Origin of the sequence: Anaerococcus porci, from assembly GCF_034090325.1 — a bacterium.
Lineage (GTDB): Bacteria > Bacillota > Clostridia > Tissierellales > Peptoniphilaceae > Anaerococcus > Anaerococcus porci.
The window spans coordinates 1-1082 of record NZ_JAXDSU010000105.1 but is presented as its reverse complement, the minus strand read 5'-3'; the positions used below and the strand labels follow the sequence as shown (position 1 = coordinate 1082).

Below are 1082 nucleotides of genomic sequence, written 5' to 3'. Positions count from 1 at the left end.
GCTTTTTTGTAGTGCGTAGTCATTTGGAAATATTGTTTTATTTTTGGTTACTTTTCTTAGTTGTCTATTGAAGTTTTCCATCGCGTTTGTTGTATATATTAGTTTTCTTATTCCTTCTGGGTATTTGAAATATGTGAGAAGTTTAAGCCCAGTTATTTTTCCAAGAGCTTACACACATTGGGTATTTTTTATCCCATTTTTCTTCAAATATTTCTAGGTTTGTTAAAGCTAGTTCTTCTGTTGGTGCCTTGTATACTGCTTTTAAGTCTTTCATTAATTCTTTTATATCTTTGTAGGATACATATTTAGTTGAGTTTCTTATTTGGTGGATTATACATTTTTGTATTTCGGCTTTTGGATATACTGCTTCTATGGCTTGGCTAAATCCTGGAAGGTTGTCTGTTGAGAATATTAATACATCTTCTAGCCCTCTTTCTTTTAGCTGGTTTAATACTAAGAGCCAATATTTGCTTGATTCGTTTTCTCCTACCCACATGCCTAGTATTTCTTTAAAGCCTTCTAGATTGTAGCCTAAGGCTATATATACTGCTTTTTTGACTACTATGTTGTTTTCTCTTACATGGTAGTGTATGGCGTCTAAGAAGACCATAGGATAGATTTTTTCTAGTGGTCTATTTTGCCACTCTTCTATGGTTGGTAGTATTTTATTGGTTATTTTACTTACCATTGTTTCTGATATTCCAAAACCATAGATATCTTTGATGTGACTTGATATGTCTCTTGTTGTCATTCCTTTCCCATACATTGATATTATCTGATTTTCTATGTTTGATATGTCTTTTTCGTATTTTTTTAATGATTGTGGTTCAAATGTTCCTTCTCTATCTCTTGGTATGTTTAATTCTATGTTTCCGTAAGATGATCTAACTGTTTTTTTACTTGTTCCATTTCTTGTATTTAGGGAAAGTGGTTTTTCACCATATTCATAGTCTAAATGCTCATCTAATTCTGCTTTTAAAAGCTCTTGCATTGTATCGCCTAAAAGATCTTTTAGTGCTTCTTGAATATCTTGTGCACTTTGAGGCTGATATTCTTCAATTAACATTTTTGCTATTTTACTT

1 pseudogene is annotated in these 1082 nt (G+C 31.6%); it reads right to left on the bottom strand.

What is annotated here, in order from left to right:
• Nucleotides 1-1082 (bottom strand): annotated as a pseudogene (locus SOR60_RS10465) (IS256 family transposase); the annotation flags it as partial.